This is a genomic window from Virgibacillus dakarensis, assembly GCF_900155625.1.
Lineage (GTDB): Bacteria > Bacillota > Bacilli > Bacillales > Amphibacillaceae > Lentibacillus_C > Lentibacillus_C populi.
Map to the genome: position 1 here is coordinate 1985164 of NZ_LT732554.1, position 16449 is coordinate 2001612.

12 protein-coding genes are annotated in these 16449 nt (G+C 40.2%); 3 read left to right on the plus strand and 9 right to left on the minus strand.

All coding sequences use genetic code 11. The features are described from left to right. Positions 1-10 precede the first annotated feature (10 nt). The 3 genes from CZ382_RS19070 to CZ382_RS19085 form a co-directional block, all read right to left on the minus strand. Positions 11-889, minus strand: coding sequence for a DUF1672 family protein (locus CZ382_RS19070; protein ID WP_159457838.1), 879 nt, complete (start codon positions 887-889; stop codon positions 11-13). Positions 890-1490: 601 nt separating this feature from the next. After that, the gene (locus CZ382_RS19080; protein ID WP_088052743.1) at positions 1491-3158 is read right to left on the minus strand and encodes a M20/M25/M40 family metallo-hydrolase; all 1668 of its coding nucleotides are present in this window, start codon (positions 3156-3158) and stop codon (positions 1491-1493) included. A 33-nt stretch (positions 3159-3191) separates the two neighbouring features. Further along, the gene (locus CZ382_RS19085; protein ID WP_088052744.1) at positions 3192-4571 is read right to left on the minus strand and encodes an alanine/glycine:cation symporter family protein; all 1380 of its coding nucleotides are present in this window, start codon (positions 4569-4571) and stop codon (positions 3192-3194) included. A 234-nt stretch (positions 4572-4805) separates the two neighbouring features. Here CZ382_RS19085 and CZ382_RS19090 point away from each other — a divergent pair, with 234 nt between their 5' ends. Then, positions 4806-5546, plus strand: a complete 741-nt coding sequence (locus CZ382_RS19090) for an IclR family transcriptional regulator (RefSeq protein WP_088052745.1) — start codon at positions 4806-4808, stop codon at positions 5544-5546. A 51-nt stretch (positions 5547-5597) separates the two neighbouring features. On the opposite strand, the gene CZ382_RS19095 is transcribed toward CZ382_RS19090, so the two are convergent. From CZ382_RS19095 to pruA, 3 genes are all read right to left on the minus strand, one after another. Then, entirely contained in the window at positions 5598-6890 is a 1293-nt protein-coding gene (locus CZ382_RS19095; protein ID WP_088052746.1) for a Glu/Leu/Phe/Val family dehydrogenase, read from the minus strand. A 110-nt stretch (positions 6891-7000) separates the two neighbouring features. Then, entirely contained in the window at positions 7001-8203 is a 1203-nt protein-coding gene (locus tag CZ382_RS19100) for an ornithine--oxo-acid transaminase (protein WP_088052747.1), read from the minus strand. 28 nt (positions 8204-8231) lie between these two features. Next, a complete protein-coding gene (gene pruA / locus CZ382_RS19105) occupies positions 8232-9779 on the minus strand; it encodes an L-glutamate gamma-semialdehyde dehydrogenase (RefSeq protein ID WP_088052748.1) in 1548 nt (515 codons plus the stop codon). A gap of 276 nt (positions 9780-10055) precedes the next feature. Between pruA and CZ382_RS19110 the strand changes: the two genes are divergently transcribed. Further along, positions 10056-11453, plus strand: coding sequence for a sigma-54 interaction domain-containing protein (locus CZ382_RS19110; protein WP_407701310.1), 1398 nt, complete (start codon positions 10056-10058; stop codon positions 11451-11453). 336 nt (positions 11454-11789) lie between these two features. Further along, positions 11790-13220: a Na+/H+ antiporter NhaC gene (gene nhaC / locus CZ382_RS19115; protein WP_088052749.1), complete on the plus strand. Its 1431-nt coding sequence runs from the start codon at positions 11790-11792 to the stop codon at positions 13218-13220. Between the two features lie 154 nt (positions 13221-13374). Here nhaC and CZ382_RS19120 read toward each other — a convergent pair whose 3' ends face one another. The 3 genes from CZ382_RS19120 to CZ382_RS19130 all read right to left on the minus strand — a co-directional run bounded on the left by CZ382_RS19120 (position 13375) and on the right by CZ382_RS19130 (position 16306). Next, the gene (locus CZ382_RS19120) at positions 13375-14025 is read right to left on the minus strand and encodes an N-acetyltransferase (RefSeq protein ID WP_140392755.1); all 651 of its coding nucleotides are present in this window, start codon (positions 14023-14025) and stop codon (positions 13375-13377) included. After that, positions 14022-15134 (minus strand): mandelate racemase/muconate lactonizing enzyme family protein, encoded by a 1113-nt coding sequence (locus CZ382_RS19125; RefSeq protein ID WP_088052750.1) that lies wholly within the window; start codon positions 15132-15134, stop codon positions 14022-14024. The genes CZ382_RS19120 and CZ382_RS19125 overlap by 4 nt, the downstream gene beginning before the upstream one ends. Before the next feature lie 62 nt (positions 15135-15196). Beyond that, complete coding sequence (locus CZ382_RS19130; protein ID WP_088052751.1) at positions 15197-16306, minus strand: amidohydrolase; 1110 nt, start codon at positions 16304-16306, stop codon at positions 15197-15199. Positions 16307-16449 lie beyond the last annotated feature (143 nt).

Genomic DNA, 16449 nt, shown 5'->3' on the forward strand with positions numbered 1-16449 from the left:
TCCTCCTTTCCTACTGTTTCATTATTCCCTCTGCTAACGTTTTATCGATGGAGTTGTCTTTTTGTCCAATTGCTCGTTTACGATCAATGTAATTGTCATTCAAAATAATGGTATATTCGCCTTTTGGAATTCCTTCCATTTGCTTAATGTCATTGTATACTTTATCGTAAATCTTCTTGCTCGGCGCATTATCTTCCTCCATATAAAGTTCGATTCCAATTGTTAAGTAGCGTGGATTAAAACTTTTTTTCGCAAAGAAATCCTGCAATTCCTGTTTTGAAATAGATGGGTTATCCTGATATAATTCGTATAGCTTTTCAAAGGCATCCCCCGCGGGTGCAACCAAATAATAGTTGGTTGTATATCCTGTTCCCATCACATTTTGGATCGCCTCTACAGGTGTTCCCGTAACTGGATGTTCTTCCGTAACACTCTCCAAATAATCATCAAGCTTAGCAAATTCCTCTTCAAATGCCATTGCGTATAGTCCGCCCTGAATGGCATTTTCCACTTGGCCTTCCTGTGACCAGACGCGATCCGTTTGTACTTCCTTATTTTCCAAATCAACAGGAACAATCGCAAATGTGTAAAAATGGGGTTCACCAATTGATTCGACGAATACGGATACCCCATCAACGGCACTAACGATGTTATGAACCTTTACTTCCGTTTTGTACTTATCGTTAAAAAATTGCTTGACAGCCTGCTCGACTTCATCACGATGGGCGTTGGCAATTTCACCCGTTTCCTCATTGCTGTCACGTAATGTGTATCCTTCACCAGTATAGTCCTGGACTCTTACATAGTTTTCTTTTTCATATTTATTCATGCCTGCATCATCTTGATTTTGCTTCGTCTCTCGTTTATCTTTTTGTTCAGCATTTTTCACGTCCTGACAACCCCCTAATAGTAGTGCCGTACTTATTAGTAACACTGGTATTAAATTACGGAACTTTTTCATTAAAAACACCTCAAAGTTAAAAAATATAATACAGTTTATGCCCCATTTTAATCTAATTATAATTAAGTATACTGTAATAGGAGGAAAAAGCTAAGATGACATTAAAAAAATTCAAAAAATAATGCATGTGACATAGGTATAATGAACCTTATTGTGAATGATTTTTTTAATCTGATAGTAAAAAAGTATTGTTTTGAAGTCGTCATGGTGAAAGAGGCTGTTGTTGTTACTTATAACCAATCCACGCAAGCCTATTTAGGCGAGACGATTAAAGAAGGGATGATATTGAAAGGCTATTTCCCCAATAGAATATTATCCTGACACGAATATAATACTGCAGCAAGGTTTCGAACAGTATCAGCGAAAAGGAAAATATGGGACGGAGAAGGAAATAGGATTGCGAAGGGGATTGGGACATTTATGCTGGTTAGGGATTAGTAGAATTTGCGCTGATTGTTGCCATTTAGGAAGGACATGAACAGAGGGATTTGCTATCGATAGCAAATCCCTCTAACCCGTGAAATTTTAATCAGACCGGCGCGTACATATTCATGAAACTAACAGTTGCTTTGCGAATCAGATTAGGTAAAACCTGAAACGAATATGGCATGTAAACCCGCTCTGTCCACTTATGACCGTCTTTTCCATAAACCCCCATATTAATGGATGGTATATTTAAATTTTTTATTGATTGAAATGGCACCGGATAAAGTGTGCTCCATTCTGGTAAATTTTCAAGCAGTGGATTTAACTGATCCTCCGTTTCATGGATGGATAAAAAACTTCCGTCCGCTAAATAAGGGAAGAATTTTTTGATTGCAAATGTTTCGCTGGTCTCTTCCTGGGCATTCGCTAGTACGCCTTCTATAACTGCTTTTATATGATTATCGTTGGTTTCAGTTTCCTTTAAATAATTATGTGGTAAAAATGGGGGTGCAAAAAAGATAATCACACGTGCCCTTTTATCGGGATCAAGATCTTGCAACACACTTACAATGGAGAAACTAAGCTCTCGCAGGTCGGATGTGGTCCGCCTATTTAGCACACTCTCGATTGCAGGCCTTGGGTTGATACCACGATCTTGTAATTCCCTTATATATTCTGCGTATGTTGTGACCTTAATCTCCCAACTTAAATCACGAGCAGGCAATCCGGTTTTATTCAAAAATTGTTCAAATTGTTCGCGTAGATAACCTTCTACTTCCAGACATACCTGCTTTGTTTCCCTTACAAGCTGCTTAAGAACTTCTTCCGGTGTAGATTCATACAAGAAGTAATTAAAATAAATTTGACTGCTTGGTGCGGTTTGAACCGTATAGAACCTTTTCGTATCGCGCTGATACAAGCAAGAAGGCGGCAGAATAAGTTCTCCATCGATTTTTTCCGTCAGTCGATAATTATTATGAATTCGTTCGGTTATTTTAGCTGCAATGAAATTGGGATCAATCCCGGCAAGCGTATCTCCTACATGAACTTCGCGGCCATATATATGGAAACAAGGCAAGATTTTTCCGGCTGTTCCAGTATAAATATATTTTGTTTCGTCACCGTCGTATAATGGCGTGATAAAGTCCGTGTTGATGGCGAGCAAATATTCCACACCCTGTTCGTGTTGAATCCGTTCTAATTCACTTAATGCCCCAGTTATTCCGTGATGTTCGCTTTCTTCATCACCATTGATCATTAATAGCAAATTCCCGTTCAGTTCTTCAGGATGCTCCGAGAAGTAGAGGACGTTAGCAACATGTACAGCAGCACCACTTTTCATATCAACAGCACCGCGCCCGAACATCCAGTCCCCTGATTGGGCATCCCGTTGAACATCTGGGTCAGCATGGTGTGTTGTAAAATATACCCGCAATGCATCGGGTGAGAACGCTTTATCTTTTAACAGACCGAAGTCATCAATGCCCACTGTATCAATGTGGGAATGATAAATAATTGTTTTATTTGATTCGCCATTTCCTTTTATAAAGGCGAACAGATTTTTCCGGCCAATCGGATCATTAGGTATCTTCTGCAGCCATAAATGTGCTGGTTCACTGTGGAAATACGGGAAAGTCCGCAGCATCCGATAAAGCTCCTCCACAATCTCTATTTCACCATTTGTACCGTTGATACTATTAATGGTGACTAAACGCTTGGTAATCGTTTCCACTTGCTGTTTAGTTGATAGTGAATGAATTTGTTGATACATGGTTTGCATCTCCCATACGATAATATATATTTGTTAACCTATACTTCTCTCATTCTTTTTATCTTGCTTCACGTAGTTTTTAAAATAATCATCGGTAATGGAGCGGACCTTTTTACTCAGGAATAAGACGGCGATAACGTTTGGAACAACGACCATGGCCAACAGAAGATCAAGGAATTGCCAAATAAATTTTAGCCCGCCAATTGCTCCAATTAGAATTGCAACGATATAAACAAATCGCATGACCTTTGCAAATTTTAATCCATATAGAAATTCGGCCTGCTTCTCTCCATAAAATATGATAACGACAACGGTTGTGATTACAAATAGAAAAAGTGTTAAGGAGACAATTGAACCAGATACAGAATCTCCGAAAACAGGTGTAAATGCAGCCGTTACCATATTGGCAGCGTCATCTGGGCCAATTTGCTTCCAAGCACCGGATGTGATACAAACGAGGGCAGTCATTGTACAGACAACTAATGTATCCATGATGACTTCAAATACACCCCAGAATCCCTGTTTAGCTGGATGATCATTCTGTGCTGCCGAGTGAACAATTGGAGCCGTCCCCATACCAGCTTCATTGGAATATAGTCCCCTTGCAAGCCCCCAGCGAATCGAGGCTGCAACACCCGCACCCAAGAATCCTCCAGCAGCTGAAACGGGTTGGAAGGCATATGTAAAGATAAGCGCAAATGCCTCTGGAATCATATCGAAGTTAAACGCTAAAACAGTTAATGCCGCAATTAGGTAGATGATAATCATAAACGGGATTAACTTTTCCGATACCTTCCCAATTGTTTTCACGCCACCGTAGATAACTAAGCCAACCAAAATCATAACAGCAATACCTGTCCACACAGCATTAATTCCAAAAGAGCCTTCCAACGTTGTTGCAATCGAATTTGATTGGACCATGGTACTAGCGATAATTTCAATCATTAACGCAAAGGCGAAGAAAGAAGCTACCTTTTTCCATCCCAGCCCTTTCCGAATATAGTACATGGGACCCCCAACATATTCACCTTGGTCATTTTTTTGCCGATATTTAAGACCTAACACGACCTCAGCGTATTTTGTGGCCATTCCAATTAAGGCAACCGCCCACATCCAGAAAACAGCACCGGGGCCGCCAAGGGCAATTGCAACTGGTACACCGACAATATTTGCTGCCCCCATCGTGGAAGCAAGCGCTGAAGTGGTAGCTTGAAATGGTGTAACTGTCCCAGGTGCATTTTGTTTAGAAAAAATTTTGCCAAACGTCTGGCTGAAAATATGCGGCAGATGAATTATTTGAAAGAAACCAAGACGAAACGTTAAATAAATGCCTCCACCCAAAAGCAAAATTGTCATTGGTAATCCCCAAATCATTGTAGTTAAATCACTTATAAGTTGAGAAAATTTATCCACTGTGTGACCTCCTGAAAGTTTGTTTAGTAAAACGCTTACAAATCAGTATAAAAATTTTCATAATGTGGAATATAATCCGTAGTGTGGAATCAGTTTAAATTTTAAAATTACTTTACCTGTTTGTCAAGGTATTTTTCGAAACTATATTAAAGTCTGACTAGTCCGTAACTTGAAATTTACTTTAGAGGCTAACTTTTGGTAGAATGAAGTTTATATAATGGTAGGGGGATACGTATGATTCAATCGATTGAACGTGCCATGAAAATTATAGATGTTTTAGCACCAGATAATAAAAAAGAATCATGGACCATTGCAGAAATTGCCGAACGCACTGATTTACCAGTAAGCACAGTCTATCGTTTACTTGACACGTTGGCTTTCTTCGAATTAGTTGAACAGATTTCCGATAAAAAACAGTATAAACTGGGATATAAGTGGATGGAGCTTGGAATGAAACTATTCGATAAGCTTGACTTGCGTGAAATAGCACGACCAACACTGGAAAAATTAGCCCTTGAAGTAGAAGAGACCATTTACTTTAATATTCCAAAGGGGAATGACTCTATCATTATTGATCGGATTAATAGTCCTAGAAATATCCGGGTTGTAGATCCAATCGGTGAGCGAATTCCATTACATATTGGGGGACCAAATAGAACGATTTTGGCAAACATGCAGCCGCAGAAGGTAAAACAAATTTTGACCATGCTTGCAGTAGAAGGTGACGGGTTGACAAAGATGGAAGAGGCAATTGCGGATGCGAAGGAGAAGGGGTATTCCATAAGTTTTGGTGAAAAAACGAAAGGAACCGTATCCGTGGGTGCACCAATAATCGGATTTAATCAAAAGGTACTAGGAACGATCAGTGCTGAATTTTTGGAATATGATATCACGGATAAGCAAATAACCTTTATTATTGAAAAGGTTAAAAAGGCTGCCCAGACGATTTCCGAGCAGCTTGGAAAGCAGATATAGTTTTAAAGAGGAGTTGAAATGGGTATTACTCGCTTAAAACTTCCTACGATTTTAGGCCCAGCCTCTAAATTTAGCTGCCTCAGCAGTTCGGCGGATACCGACGATATAAGCGGCTAGGCGCATATCTACCTGATGTTTTTCAGCAGAGGCCATAACTTTATGAAATGAATCAATTAGAATTGTTCGCAATTTGGTCATCACTTCATCGGCAGTCCAGTAATATCCCTGGTTGTTTTGTACCCATTCAAAATAGGATGCTGTAACGCCACCGGCGCTTGCCAAAACATCGGGTACAAGCAGGATGCCCCGTTTTGTTAAAACTTTTGTTGCCTCTAATGTTGTTGGACCATTTGCTGCTTCAACTACAATAGATGCTTTTATATCTTTCGCATTTTCCATCGTAATTTGGTTGGCAATGGCTGCTGGAATGAGAATGTCACAATCCTGTTCAAACAATTTTTTATTGGAAATTGTATTATCGAATAAATTCGTCACCGTGCCAAAACTATCCCGTCGCTCTAATAAATAATTAATATCCAGGCCGTTTTCATCGTATAGTGCCCCGTATGCATCGGAAATACCAACGATTTTTGCTCCAGCATCATGCATGAACTTGGAGAGGTAACTACCGGCATTACCGAAGCCTTGGATAATAATTCGAGCATCTTTTAAATCAATGCCGCGCTTCCTGGCTGCCTCCTCTACGCAAATTGTAACCCCACGAGCAGTTGCGGTATCACGCCCCTCTGATCCACCAAGGACAAGTGGCTTTCCTGTAATAAATCCAGGTGAGTCAAATTCACTGATATGACTGTATTCATCCATCATCCAGGCCATAATTTGCGAGTTCGTATAGACATCTGGTGCGGGAATGTCTTTTGATGGTCCGACAATTTGGCTAATGGCCCTTACATAGCCACGACTTAGTGCTTCCAGCTCACGGAAAGACATCTCGCGTGGATCACAAACGATTCCACCTTTCCCCCCGCCATATGGTAAATTAACAATCCCAGATTTCATGGTCATCCACATGGATAGTGCTTTCACTTCTTGTTCGTTGACATCAGGATGGAACCGGACGCCGCCTTTAGTGGGACCAGCTGCATCATTATGTTGCGCACGGTAGCCGGTAAACACTTTAATTTTGCCGTTGTCCATTCTGACAGGAATTCGTACCGTAAGCATTCGTAAAGGCTCTTTCAGAAGTTCATAGGTTTCCTCAGAGTAGCCTAAATATTGCAGTGCTTCATGAATGATCGTTTGTGTCGATTTGACAATATCAATTGATTCGTTTTCCGTTTTAACCTTACCTTGATTTTCAGTTAAGGTATTTGTTGTCCCCATTTTTTGCACCTCGTTATTCATTTTGTAAAAACAAATATTATTCAATACGTACATAGTAGGGCACCAAGACTAAGTGCCCTTATGAACTTCTGCAGCCGGCTTCTTGTTCCTTAACGGGAAAGGACGTGCTTGATTTTATCGATTGCCCAGTCAAGCTCTTCCTTCGAGATGACAAGTGGTGGTGCAAAACGAATTGTATTTTCGTGTGTTTCTTTGCACAATACACCAGCCTCTTTTAATTGTTCACAATAAGAACGAACTGGATGGTTAAATTCTACCCCAATAAATAAACCACGGGTACGAACTGTTTTTAGTTCTGGATTATTCATTTCCTTTAATGCATTAGCAAAGTATTCACCTAACTCAAGTGATCTTTCGGGTAGTTTATCTTCCACAATAACATCAATCGCTGCTAATGATACCGCACAAGCTAATGGATTTCCTCCGAATGTTGACCCGTGGGACCCGGGTGTGAAGACGTCCATGATATCCTTATTAGCTGCAATTGCCGAAACTGGCATCACACCGCCACCAAGGGCTTTACCCATAACATAGATATCTGGTACTACATTTTCCCAATCACATGCAAACATCTTTCCGGTACGTGCAAATCCAGTTTGCACTTCATCAGCAATGAATAGAACATTGTTATCTGTACAGATGCTACGAACTTCTTTTAAGAATCCTTCAGGGGGAATAACGATACCAGCTTCCCCTTGAATCGGTTCTACAATAACAGCAGCGGTATTTGGCGTAATTGCTTCCCGAATCGCATCTGCGTTACCATATTCTACTTTGTGTACTCCAGGAACAAATGGACCGTAGTCTTTTGTAGCACTTGGATCATTGGACAAAGAAATTGCATTTAATGTCCGACCATGAAAATTCCCTTTCGCTGCGATAACTTCAGCTTTGTTATCTTCTACTCCTTTCACCTCATATGCCCAACGACGGGCTGCTTTGATTGCAGTTTCAACTGCTTCAACACCTGTATTCATTGGTAAAACTTTATCTTTTCCAGTCAACTCAGCAACACGTTTTGTCCATGGTCCGAGCAATTCATTATGGAACGCACGGGATGTTAACGTCACACGATCGGCCTGCTCTTTTAATGCTTGAATAATTTTTGGATGTCTATGACCCTGGTTTACAGCAGAATAAGCACTTAACATATCCATATATTTGTTGCCTTCCGGGTCTTTTACCCAAACACCTTCTGCTTCTGACACAACAACTGGAAGCGGGTGGTAGTTATGTGCCCCGTATTCTAATGTTTGTTCAATAATGGCGTTGGATTTTGTTGTGGTAGTCATATAGAATTCCTCCTTAAAATTTTTTACATTAAAATGACTCTGAGACAGTTTTCGCTTGCATATGAAGCGCAAGATAGTCTGGTCCGCCTGCCTTTGAATCGGTTCCAGACATTTTAAAACCGCCAAATGGCTGGTAGCCTACAATCGCACCTGTACAGTTACGGTTAAAATATAAGTTTCCAACATGGAATTCCATTGTTGCTTTATTAATATGTGCACGATTATTCGTGATCACTGCACCGGTCAATCCATATTCAGAGTTGTTGGCAATCTCAAGTGCATGATCGAAATCCTTTGCTTTGGCAAAGGCAACAACAGGCCCAAAGATTTCTTCTTGCATGATTCTTGCTTCCACATCAACATCGGCAATTATCGTTGGTTTAATAAAATATCCTTTGGAATCATCGCCTTCTCCACCTGCGACAAGGCGTCCTTCTTGTTTGCCGATCTCGATGTAGTCTGTGATTTTGTCATAAGCGGCTTGGTCGATAACTGGGCCCATATAAATGTCTTTTGTGGTCGGTTCACCTACTGTTAGTTCGTTTGTACGTTTCACAACTTTATCCAAGACTTCATCATAGACATCGTCATGGATAACGGCACGGGATCCAGCAGAACATTTTTGGCCGGAAAATCCGAATGCAGACGTGACGATGGCATCGACAGCAATGTCTATGTCAGCATCTTTATCAACAATGACGGTATCTTTTCCACCCATTTCGACAATGACACGTTTCAAATGATTTTGATTCTGCTGTACTTTTGCAGCACGGCTGTATAGTCGCGTACCAACGTCGCGGGAACCGGTAAATGTGATAAGCGATGTTTTTGGATGGTCAACAAGGTAGTCCCCAACCTCTGCACCGCTTCCAGGGATAAAGTTAATAACACCTTCTGGAATACCTGCTTTTTGTAATACTTCTACAAACTTCGCCGCGACAACAGGTGTTGTACTTGCTGGTTTTAATAGAACAGTATTTCCGGTTACAAGTGGTGCTACTGTAGTTCCTACCATAATAGCGAATGCAAAGTTCCATGGTGGAATCGTGACAGCCACCCCCGTTGGAATGTAAAAATAACGGTTATGTTCACCTGGTCTGGATTGTACGTTTTTACCTTGTTTTAATTCGATCATTTGACGCGCGTAGTATTCCATAAAGTCGATTCCTTCAGCAATATCTGCATCCGCTTCTTTCCATGGCTTTCCTGCTTCAGCTACAAGCGTAGCTGAGAATTCATATTTTCTGCGCCGTACAATAGCTGCAGCACGTACCAGAATATTAGCGCGTTCAACAGGATCTGTATATTGCCAGGTTTGAAATGCCTGATATGCGGTTTCAATAGCCTTTTCGGCGATTTCTTGATTAGCTTTTGATACAGAACCAATTACCTCTTCCTTGTTGGATGGATTTATTGATACAATTTTTTCCTCTGTTGTAATTTGTTCAGATCCAACGAGCAAATTGTAATGTTTGCCGAATGTTGCTTTCACTTGCTTTAGTGCTTCTTCCATTGCTTTACGATTTTCCTCAACTGTAAAATCCGTAAAGGCTTCATGTTTGTACGCTGGAAACATGGTATTCCCTCCAATTGATGTTTTCACCTTTATTATGTATGCAACTTCTGTGCCAACTTTTGTGGAGATGCTTTTAAAATTGTTTAAAAAGGGTTTTGAACCGTGTTGTAATAGGCTAATAACTTTTTTGAACCGTGGTCCATGAGAGATTTTCAGTTGCGGATAAATGCAAACAAATTTTGCATATACTGATATTTTATGTTTAGATGCAATCTTTTTTTGCACTTCGACTATTAAACTATTACAATGAAGGTAAAAGGGGAGAGGTGCGATGTTATGACTATGGAGCGAGATGAAATAGCAAAAATAGATATGAACAAATTGTATAAAACATTACTCGACGAAATTGATGTCGGGATTCATGTAATAAATGAAAAAGGGAAAACGATTGTGTACAACAAAAAAATGATGGAGATTGAATCCATGACAAGCGAAGATGTACTGGATAAAAATTTGCTGGATGTTTTTACATTCAGTGAAAAAGAAAACAGTACACTCGTTCAAGCGTTAAAGACGGGGAAAATTACAAGACGGGCAAAGCAAACATATTTTAACAATAAGGGAAAAGAAATCACAACAATTAATGATACGTTCCCGATCAAAGATAACGGTGAAATTACGGCCGCTGTCGAGATTGCCAAGGATGTTACGCAACTGGAGCGGATGATCAAGGAAAACGTGCTTCGTAAAGGGAATACAAAATTCACGTTTGATCAGATTATCGGAGAAAGTGAGGCGATGCTGTCTATTATTGAGGAAGCGAAACGCGCGACCCGAACATCTTCTTCCGTACTTATCGTAGGGGATACGGGGACGGGAAAAGAATTATTTGCCCAAAGTATCCATAATGGCAGTCATCGTTCAAGTGGTCCTTTTATTTCGCAAAATTGTGCAGCCATTCCGGATAGTTTAATGGAAGGGTTATTGTTTGGCACCAAAAAGGGGGCGTTTACTGGCGCTGTTGATCGGCCTGGCCTATTTGAACAGGCAAACGGCGGAACACTGCTCTTGGATGAAATCAATTCGTTAGATCCAGCGCTCCAGGCTAAATTATTGCGCGTTATTCAAGAGAAATCGATCAGACGGGTAGGGGATATGACAGATAAGGAGATTGATGTACGAATCATCGCTACAATTAATGAAGATCCAATTGATGCCATTAATCAAAATCGACTGCGGCGTGACTTATATTATCGCCTTAGTGTCGTATCTCTGTTTATTCCACCACTAAGCGATCGAAAGGAAGACATTTGGCTCCTGATCAACCATTTTATCAACAAATATAACACATTATTTCAAATGAATGTGAAAACAATCAGCAAAGAGGCCAAAGAGGTTTTATATCAACATGACTGGCCAGGAAACGTAAGGGAATTGGAGCATGCGATTGAAGGAACGATGAATATGATAATGGATGAGGAAGTAATTGATGTACAAGATCTCCCTATAAGTTTCCGGAGAAGGTACCCGAAGCATGATGACGACTTGGAAAAAGTGGCGATGGATACCGGCAATAAGACAGATATGACGTTACACGATAAAATGGAAGAAGCTGAGAAGACATATGTTTTACAAATTTTGCAAAAGAATGATCATAACATTTCCCATGCCGCAAAAATGCTTGGTATTAGCAGACAGAGTTTGCAGTATCGGGTTAGGAAGTTTGGGTTGTGATCTAAACTATCAACATTGAATGATAAGCAACTCTTGATGATATTTAGCATATGTGATTATTGAAGTGCAAAATAATTTTTCCTATTAGGCAATATTATTTTGCGCTTGCTGACCTAAAAGTATTGGTAATTGCAACTTTTGAACTTGGCATGTTACTTGCATAATAAATTGCAGGTGCTTTATAAGATTTTTTATAGACTAACAAAGGAGTTGTTTTTCATGAAGGCAAGGATTCTAGCGAAAACGGTATTTAAACATTCTCGAAAATGATAGCGTTATCAATTGCTGTTACTTTGATTGTAAGTATTTAAAATAATTTAGATTAGGGGTGCATTTATGAAAAAACAAATTAATATTTGGTGGGCATTATTGCCTCTTTTTGTCATGATTGTTGCAATGCTCTTGACGGTTGTTGTCTTTGAGCAAGCACCACATATTCCTCTTGTTTTGGGTACTGTCATAGCCTCACTTGTTACCTGGAAACATGGTTATAAGTGGAATGAGATAGAGGAAATGATGTATAAAGGTATTAAACTGGCACTCCCAGCAGTGGTTATTATTATGCTGGTAGGGTTGACGATTGGCGCCTGGATTGGCGGCGGCATTGTTGCTACTATGATTTATTACGGATTAAAAATTATATCACCGTCTGTTTTTCTTATTACAATCATCGTTATATGCGCAATCGTTTCCCTAGCGATTGGGAGTTCATGGGCAACAATGGGAACCATTGGTGTTGCTGGAATAGGGATTGGATTAGGTATGGGAATTCCGTCTCCGATGGTTGCAGGAGCAGTCATTTCAGGTGCCTATTTTGGTGATAAAATGTCACCATTATCGGATACAACGAACCTTGCTTCAGGTTTAACAAATACGGATCTGTTTGAACACATTAAGCATATGTTTTATACAACCATACCTGCTTTAGTAATTACGCTTGCAGTTTTTGGATACCTGGGTAAAGACTTTGGAGGAAACGGTATTGATTCTTCAGACATAACGCAAACATTGGCAGATATACAAAACAGCTTTGTCATTTCACCACTTCTGCTGTTGGTGCCACTTCTTGTTATTGTACTTGTGGCATTGAAAGTTCCAGCAATTCCTGCGCTGGTAATTGGTATTATTCTTGGTTCTATATGCGAGGTTGCTGTACAAGGTGATACAATAGGTTATGCAATTGGAGTATTACAAAGTGGTTATACAATTGAGTCTTCTAATGCGTTCATTGTCGAATTATTTAATCGCGGCGGCTTAGATTCCATGATGTACACAGTATCAATGACGATTGTGGCAATGACATTTGGGGGTGTTTTAGAGCATTCCGGTATGCTAAAGGCAATGATGGACCAATTGATGAAACTGGTGAAATCAACAGGTTCTTTGATAGGATCAACGATCGGATCTTGTTTCCTGACGAATGCTACTTGTTCGGAACAGTATATATCAATTGTCGTCCCATCCCGAATGTTTGCAAAAGTATATACGGATAAGGGGCTGCACTCCAAGAATTTATCCCGGTCATTGGAGGACGGTGGTACACTATCATCTGTATTCTTCCCTTGGAATACGTGTGGTGTTTTCATTTATGGGACGTTAGGCGTCCATGCATTTGCATACGCACCATATGCAATACTGAATTTCACGGTTCCAATCATCTCGCTGATCTTAGCATACACAGGTTTTTCGATTGTTAAATTAACAAAAGATGAAAAAGAAAAAATGTTAGCGTTGCATGAAGAAAAGATAGAAGAAGTTGCTAGGTAATCTATTAAATTGTGAATGAAATGATTGGATATTGGTCAGTAAAAAACCTTGATTGGCATGTAAGCCTTTCAAGGTTTTTTGGTGAGTGAGACGGCACTGGAACAATGCTGTCCCCCATCAGCGGCAGTACTTCACATACCAATCCCCATCCCGCTCATGAATAGCTGTTCCTCGGAAGCCCGATTGTATCCACTCCTGCTGTTCCTCTATTTTCCCTGCAGGGACCCAGTTCATTATACGTCCCATTCTTGGAATGGATCGATAAATCTTTGATAAAGATATAACGTAACTTCCCTTGATATTTTTCCTTCAATGCCACGATTTCCAAACCAAGGGAAAACTTGTCCTTTATACTTGGAATGTTCATCGGTGCAACAGTAGCACAAACATAACGAAACTTCTCGTAATCAATTTCATTCATTAGTATTTGTCCCATATATTTTTGCAGTCCATTACCGCGATATTCTGGATCTACATTTGAAATTTCGGAGTATATGACCTTTGGTAACTCAGCTTCCGGAAGACCAGCATCCAGCCCCAAATGTTCCTCATCCATCTCCGGTTGTAACATTGCACGGAATGCGATTAGCTTTTCATCGATGAATACACCAAGCATGAATCCTTTCCCTGTTAGGATACGGGTAAATTCTTTCCGGCTGAGCGGTGATAAAAAGGTATTGGAAACGAGTGCATTTTCAACTTTTGTCTGTAACTGTAGTATCAGTGGCAAATCATCGATCGTTAACTGTATTACATGAAAAATTTGTTCATTCGATAATGATCCTGTTGTAATTTGTTTTCTCATGGGCGCACAGTCACTTTCATAACGGTCAGTTCATCGAGTATAGCTTGATCGACAGCAACTCCTAATCCAGGTTTTTCAGTTAATCGAATATATGGAACATCATAACACAAATCCCCAATGTCCTTGGAGAATTTAAGCGGGCCTGTTAATTCAACACTTGTAATAACTTTTTTGGAAAAGGCAACATGAAACCCTGCAGCTGATCCAATTGATGATTCAACCATGGAACCGACCTGGCAATCTATTGCAGCCATTTCCGCCATGTGTGCAAGCTTCATTGCCGGGTAAATTCCACCACATTTCATTAATTTAATATTCACTTTGTCCGCTGCACGCTTGGCGATAATTTCCCGCATTTCCCGGAAACCGCGCATTCCTTCATCGATCATGATTGGGGTAGCAGATTTTGACTTTATTTCGACCATGCCGTCGATATCATCGGCTAGAACAGGTTGTTCAAGCCAGTCTAGCGAAGTTCCTTCCAGCATGTGAAGTGCTTGCAGAGTCTTTCCACTTGATTGCCACCCTTGATTGACATCAACACGGATAGCAATACCGTCTCCGACCTGATTCCGGACAGCTTGAATTCGTTTTACATCTTCTGTAATAGTTGTTCCTACTTTCATTTTAAATGAATGATAGCCCTGTTTTACACGGTTCATCGCTTCTTCAGCCATATCATCGGGTTCCCCAATACTTAATACATGGGTAATGGGAAATTCATCATGATACCGCCCGCCTAAAAGTGAATAAACAGGTATTCCTAACGCTTTTCCCACAACATCATAGCAAGCGATATCAATCGCTGCTTTTGCAGTTGGAACACCGTAAATGGCCTTGTTCATAAGATTATGGATGCGCTCTAAATGCATCGGATTTTCACCTAACAATTTTGGTGCAAGGATGGATTTAAGAGTGTGAAACGTCCCGCCCCGACTTTCGCCTGTCACGTGTTCATCCGCAACCCCCTCACCATACCCGATAATACCTGTATCGGTGGTAATTTTAACGATAATAGAAGGCATGGTATTTAGGTGCGCGTAACTAATAATAAATGGTTCAACGAGCGGCAAGTTAATCGCCATTATTTCAATTTCAGCTATTTTCATAGTAATACTCTCCTATCTGTAAATTATTGTTTTTTGTAGTAGTTAGAATTAACCAATGAAAGTCAACATTTCTCCGTACATTTTGTGAGTGTTTTGGCAAGTACCCTGGCCCCGATTTCAAGAGCCTCACGACGAAAAGTCATATTGGGATGGTGTAATCCTGGAGTCAAATCTGCACCAACACCAATCATGGTTGCTTTTAAATTAGGGTTCCGAATAGTATAAAAGTGGAAGTCATCACTTCCAGGTGTGATTACATCAGGCATTGTTTTGGCATTGCCGACCTCCTCCCGTATCGCTTCTTCTGCAATAGATGCTGCTTCCACTGCTACGATAGCACCAGGGGTCATATCAATCCATGCGGTCTGAATATCGACATTGTGTAATTGAGCGACATGAATTAGACCTTGTTCAATTTTTTCCTGGATTTGATATAATACATCATTTTTTTGAGCACGCAGGTCAATCGCAAAAGATGCTGTTCCAGGAATAATATTTATATTTTCTCCACCAGTTTGTATTTTTGTCAGTTTAATAGAATAAGGTTCAAACGGTGAGAAGTGAGTATTATTTAACAGTTGATGGACGGAAAATAGTACATCAATTGCATTTTTTCCTTGATGCGGCCTTGCTCCATGTGCATCGACACCTTGGATTTTTCCATCTAAAAAAACACCTGCTCCATGATGGATTGATGGGGTTACCTCGCCAAATGCGAGCTCTTCTATGGGGCGTAAATGGATACCGAACAAATAAGAGACATCATCAATCACACCACGCTCACTCATGGCATTCGCGCCATTCCCTTTCTCCTCTGCAGGTTGGAAGATGAAGCGAATACGTTTGGTAAAAGTTTTATTTTTTAACATGAGCAGTGCACCTAGCACCATCACCATGTTTGCATCATGTCCACAAGAATGGTTAGCTTGTAACCTTCCATCCACCTCTTGATATAATGCATCGATATCAGCACGGACAGCAATAACTTCTTCACCTTCACCGATTTCTGCCACGAGTCCAGTAATGTCACTAAAACGATAATAAGAAACGTCCATAGTTTCTAGAATTTCCGCAAGCTTATTTGTTGTTTCCGTTTCCTTCCAGCTGACTTCCGGATGACTGTGGAAATAATGGAACCACTTATGTATGGACTGTTTTGTCGTTTCATTCATGAAAGTCACTCCTTTTTTAAAGTTGTAAATTGTTTACTAGTAGAATAAGGGTTTTTGTCGGACATAAAAGCGATTGTGTTACTCGTTAACATCACTAATTATCTTTATAATTAAAAATATCACAATTGGCATTGAATTTGAAG

Excerpts from the sequence above, each read along its gene's own strand:
- CZ382_RS19080 (WP_088052743.1), bottom strand. The coding sequence starts at position 3,158 with ATGTATCAACAAATTCATTCACTATCAACTAAACAGCAAGTGGAAACG.
- CZ382_RS19090 (WP_088052745.1), top strand. The coding sequence starts at position 4,806 with ATGATTCAATCGATTGAACGTGCCATGAAAATTATAGATGTTTTAGCA.
- CZ382_RS19095 (WP_088052746.1), bottom strand. The coding sequence starts at position 6,890 with ATGGGGACAACAAATACCTTAACTGAAAATCAAGGTAAGGTTAAAACG.
- CZ382_RS19100 (WP_088052747.1), bottom strand. The coding sequence starts at position 8,203 with ATGACTACCACAACAAAATCCAACGCCATTATTGAACAAACATTAGAA.
- pruA (WP_088052748.1), bottom strand. The coding sequence starts at position 9,779 with ATGTTTCCAGCGTACAAACATGAAGCCTTTACGGATTTTACAGTTGAG.
- CZ382_RS19110 (WP_407701310.1), top strand. The coding sequence starts at position 10,056 with ATGACTATGGAGCGAGATGAAATAGCAAAAATAGATATGAACAAATTG.
- nhaC (WP_088052749.1), top strand. The coding sequence starts at position 11,790 with ATGAAAAAACAAATTAATATTTGGTGGGCATTATTGCCTCTTTTTGTC.
- CZ382_RS19120 (WP_140392755.1), bottom strand. The coding sequence starts at position 14,025 with ATGAGAAAACAAATTACAACAGGATCATTATCGAATGAACAAATTTTT.
- CZ382_RS19125 (WP_088052750.1), bottom strand. The coding sequence starts at position 15,134 with ATGAAAATAGCTGAAATTGAAATAATGGCGATTAACTTGCCGCTCGTT.
- CZ382_RS19130 (WP_088052751.1), bottom strand. The coding sequence starts at position 16,306 with ATGAATGAAACGACAAAACAGTCCATACATAAGTGGTTCCATTATTTC.